General features: G+C 74.3%; 5 protein-coding genes. 2 read left to right on the forward strand and 3 right to left on the reverse strand.

Annotated elements, in window-relative coordinates:
* On the forward strand, window positions 1-272 hold a 272-nt coding region (locus tag ACWGDE_RS36880; RefSeq protein ID WP_453393449.1), incomplete at its 5' end, for a UTRA domain-containing protein.
* On the opposite strand, the gene ACWGDE_RS36885 is transcribed toward ACWGDE_RS36880, so the two are convergent.
* Window positions 262-642, reverse strand: a complete 381-nt coding sequence (locus ACWGDE_RS36885) for a hypothetical protein (RefSeq protein WP_453393450.1) — start codon at window positions 640-642, stop codon at window positions 262-264. The two genes, ACWGDE_RS36880 and ACWGDE_RS36885, sit on opposite strands and share 11 nt — an antisense overlap.
* A 67-nt stretch (window positions 643-709) precedes the next feature.
* Window positions 710-1516 carry a TauD/TfdA family dioxygenase gene (locus tag ACWGDE_RS36890; RefSeq protein WP_453393451.1) on the reverse strand — a complete coding sequence of 269 codons (807 nt, stop codon included), beginning with the start codon at window positions 1514-1516 and terminating at the stop codon, window positions 710-712.
* 306 nt (window positions 1517-1822) lie between these two features.
* Between ACWGDE_RS36890 and ACWGDE_RS36895 the strand changes: the two genes are divergently transcribed.
* On the forward strand, window positions 1823-2929 hold the full coding sequence (locus tag ACWGDE_RS36895) for a DUF2330 domain-containing protein (protein WP_453393452.1): 1107 nt from the start codon (window positions 1823-1825) through the stop codon (window positions 2927-2929).
* On the opposite strand, the gene ACWGDE_RS36900 is transcribed toward ACWGDE_RS36895, so the two are convergent.
* Window positions 2912-3649, reverse strand: coding sequence for a phosphatase PAP2 family protein (locus ACWGDE_RS36900; protein WP_453393453.1), 738 nt, complete (start codon window positions 3647-3649; stop codon window positions 2912-2914). The genes ACWGDE_RS36895 and ACWGDE_RS36900 overlap by 18 nt on opposite strands.
* Window positions 3650-3933: the final 284 nt, after the last annotated feature.

Raw genomic sequence — 3933 nt, forward strand, 5'->3', positions numbered from 1 at the left:
GGGACACGGTCTCCTACTCCGAACGCCTCGCCGCGCACGGTGGCCCCTTCACCGACGCCCACCACACCATCGACGTCGCGGTGGCCGACGCCGACGACGCGGAACTGCTGGGCTGCCGCGAGGGCGAGGCGCTGCTGCGCGAGCGGCGCCGCTCCACCGACCCGGCGGGGGTCCCGGTGGAGTGGTCCCAGGACCGGTACCTGCCGGGCACGGTGGCCTTCACGGTGCACACGACGGCCGCGAGCGCGCTGGGCCGCCGCCTCACCCCCTGAGCAGCAGAGCCTCCAGCAGCGGCCGGAAGTGGCCGAAGTCCGGGGTGGCCAGGTCGGGGTCCTTGGCCCGCTCGTCCCGGCGCCGCACGGCCACCGCGTCGGCCGCACCCGGCAGCGCCTCGAAGCCGCGTACCTCCTCGGCGGTCATCGGGCCGCCCTGGACGCGCAGGGTGTGCACCGAGGCCTCGGAGAGCAGGCCGAAGTAGCCTGGCTCGACCGCGCACAGGTACCGCTTGGCGGCCACGTGGAGCCGGACCGGCTCGGTCACCTCCGGCCCGAACCAGCGGCCGAGCCAGTCGGCCCCCGTGTGGCTGTGCCGGTTGTCCACGCCGCCCTCCATCAGATCGCGGCCGGTCACGGTCCCGTGCAAGTGCCGACGGCACCGACGGGACCGACGGAGCCGGTGGGGTCGACGACGCTGTCGGGATCGGAGGCGTTCACGCGCGGGCTCCTTCGCGGCGCAGGACGGCAAGGGTGGAGAGCAGCCCGTCGAGGTCGGCGTAGGCCCCCTGGAGGTGGCGCCCGCCCGACTCGGCGGAGGCCGTACGGGCGTGCAGCAGGCGGGTGTTGTCGAAGACGAGGCAGTCGCCGGGCGCGAGCCGGAAGTCGAGCCGCAGCTCGGGCCGCTCCAGCAGCTCGCCGAAGAGCCGGTAGGCGGTGTAGAACTCCTCCAGCACGGCCGCCGGCCGGTGCAGGGTGGCGATCGAGCGGTTGTTGAAGCGGACCTCGCGCACCCGCCCGAGCGGGTCCACGCCGATCAGCGGCCGGTGGGCCCGCAGTTCGGTGTGGGCGTCGGAGAAGGCGAACTCCACCGGCACCCGGGTCAGCACCTCGAAGGCCGCCGGTTCCCGCTCGCGCAGCAGCGCGGCGGCGTGGAACCCGTCGACCAGCCCGGAGTCCCCGCCCCGGGCCTCGTTGCGCAGGCAGTGCAGCAACTGCAGCGTCGGCACCGGATCCCGGTACGGGTTGTCGGTGTGCGGGGTGATCCGCGCGCCGGTGAAGGCCAGGTTGTTGGGGTCGGCCTCGACGCGGACCTCGAAGAGCTCACCGTAGTTCGTCTCGCGTACGAAGCCGAAGGTGCGCGCCACGTCCAGCACCATCCGGTCCCGGCACGGCACCTCCCGCAGCAGGACGAAGCCGAGCCGGACCATGCTGTCCAGGGCCCGCTCGCGGACCTCGCGGGAGCCGGTGTACGCGTTCCAGCGGGCCTCCGGGATCCGCCCGTCGAGGTCCGCCGCCGTCACCGGAGGCGGGCACCTCGCGCACCGCGCCGACGGCGAGACCTTCGGGCAACTCGGTGATCTGGAACAGCTTCTGGCCGGTGCGAGGGTCGCGGCAGCCGGCGCAGGGACAGTTGTCGCGCACCCAGGGCGCGGCCGCTCGGGTGATCGCCGTCGCGGACATCGGGTGCCTCCGTCGTCGTCCTGTGTCACCTTCCCGAAAGTTGTACGTACAACTCTCGGCCGCCCGCAGCGTGGAAGGACGGGATGGCCGGCGGATGGCGAACAGATGACCGGAACCGGATCGGGGGCACCTCCGTCCCAGAGCACATGTGGAAGTGGAAGAGCACGCGCGAGCGGCTGGGCGGCCCAAGGGCCGGCGTACTGGTGGGCGCGCTGCTCGCGACCCAGCTGGGGTCCCTGATCAGCCCCGCCTACGCCTGCGGCTGCGGGGCGATGGTCCCCGACGGCACCTCCCGGATCGGAGTCTCCCGGGAGACCTCCGTGGTGCGCTGGGACGGCCGGACCGAGCAGGTGGCCATGCGGTTCGAGGTCAACGGCGACGCCAAGCGGGCCGCGTGGATCATGCCGGTGCCGGGTCGCGCCACGGTGCGCCTCGGCGACGCCACGCTGATCCCGCAGCTGGTGGACCTGACCGGCCCCGAGTACCGCACCCGGAGCTACTTCTGGCCGCGCCGGGGCGACTGGCCGCTCGACTCCGGCCGGGCGGACACCGCCGGAGCGGTGCCGCCCGGCAGCGGGGAGGCCCGGGTCGGCGTCGTCGGCCGGGAGCGGCTCGGCGACTTCGACGTCGCCCGCCTGACCGCGACCGACCCGGACGCGCTGGGCGACTGGCTCGACTCCAACGGCTTCAGACTCCCCGACGGGCTCACCGCCGAGCTGAAGCCGTACGACGACCAGCGCTGGGAGTACGTCGCCGTACGCCTCGTCCCGCGGGAGCCCGGCGGCCCCCTGCGCGGCACCCTCGACCCGCTCCTGATCCGCTTCGAGAGCGACACGCTCGTCTACCCGATGCGGCTGTCGAGGCTGGCCAAGAGCGCGCAGTCCCTCGGCCTGTACGTACTGGCCGACCACCGCATGGAGCCCGCCTCCCCGATCGGCGGGAGCGAGCCCGAGGTGACCTTCGCCGGACGGATCACCCCGACGGGACCGGTCGCCGAATTCGCCGGCACCGCACCCGTGTTCCTGACCGCCATCGACCAGAGCTTCCCCGTCCCGTCCCGGATCGACGCCGACCACGAGCTGCGCGCCGCCGCCGCGGACGCCGCGTACCGCCGGATCGTCTACCGCGACGAACTGGCCACGGCCGGCGGCGTCCCGGTCTGGATGCTGACCGTCGCGGGCGTGCTCGCGGCGGCGGTGCTGGCGGTCCTGACGGGTCTGGGGCTGCGCCGGCGCTCAGCCCGCGGCATGTGACCCCGCCGCGGCCTCCCGGCGTGCGCGCGTGCGCTCCGCCTCCCGGGCCAGCGCGGGGGCGCAGAGCCACCACGCCAGCAGCCCGGCCCCGGCACCGGCCGCCGCCCCGGCGGCGGTGTCGCTGAGCCAGTGCGCGTGCAGCCAGGTGCGGCTCCACATCATCGCCAGCGTGAAGACCGCGCCGCCGGTCCACCAGGCCCGGCGCCGGGCGGCCGGGAGGAGGAGCACCCCGACGACGACGACCAGGAGCGCCGCGCCGGCCGCGTGCCCGGAGGGGAAGGAGCCGTGGTCGACGCGGACCAGCGGGTCGGCCGGGCGCGGCCGGTCCACCAGGTGCTTGAGCCCCTGCACGACGAGCATGTTGCCGGCCATGTAGACGCCGAAGAGGAAGCCCGCCGCCACCCAGCGGCGCCGGACGAGCAGGAAGAAGAGCAGGGCGAGCGGTACGACGGCTCCCAGCGGGCCCCCGAACCAGTTCAAGACCGCCGCGACGGCCGAGTACAGCCCCTCGTGCGGCCCGCCCATCCACGTCAGCCAGCGCTCGTCCAGGTCCTGGAAGGGCGGGTGCGCGACGTCCCGCCGTACGACGAGCGCGAGCGCGGCGGCGGCCCCGAGCAGCACGGCCGCGAGGGCGAGCACGCCCGTACGCCGGCCGCCCCCGTCCGGTGCGGACGCGCGCGCCTCGGTTCTCGTGGGCGGGGTGGCGGGGATCGTGGACATGGCTGTGCCTCTCGCGGCTTGGGGAGGTGAGGGGTGCGGGAGTGAGGAGTTACACGTGTAATCAGGGACTGTAGCCACGCGCTTCCACCCACCACAAGCCCCCGGCCTGCACAGTTCCCGGGAAGGGCGACGGGGTGCGGCCCCGTCCGGGTTCCGCGGGCCGGGGGATCGACCGCCGCCTGGGACGGCCTAGGTGTGTTGTCCGGGGACGTTGGTGACACACGTGCTGGGTTCTTGAAATGGGTGAGGGCCTCCGGGTTCGGTGTGGATTGCGACATCTACAC

The sequence above is a fragment of the Streptomyces sp. NPDC054956 genome, from assembly GCF_053609185.1.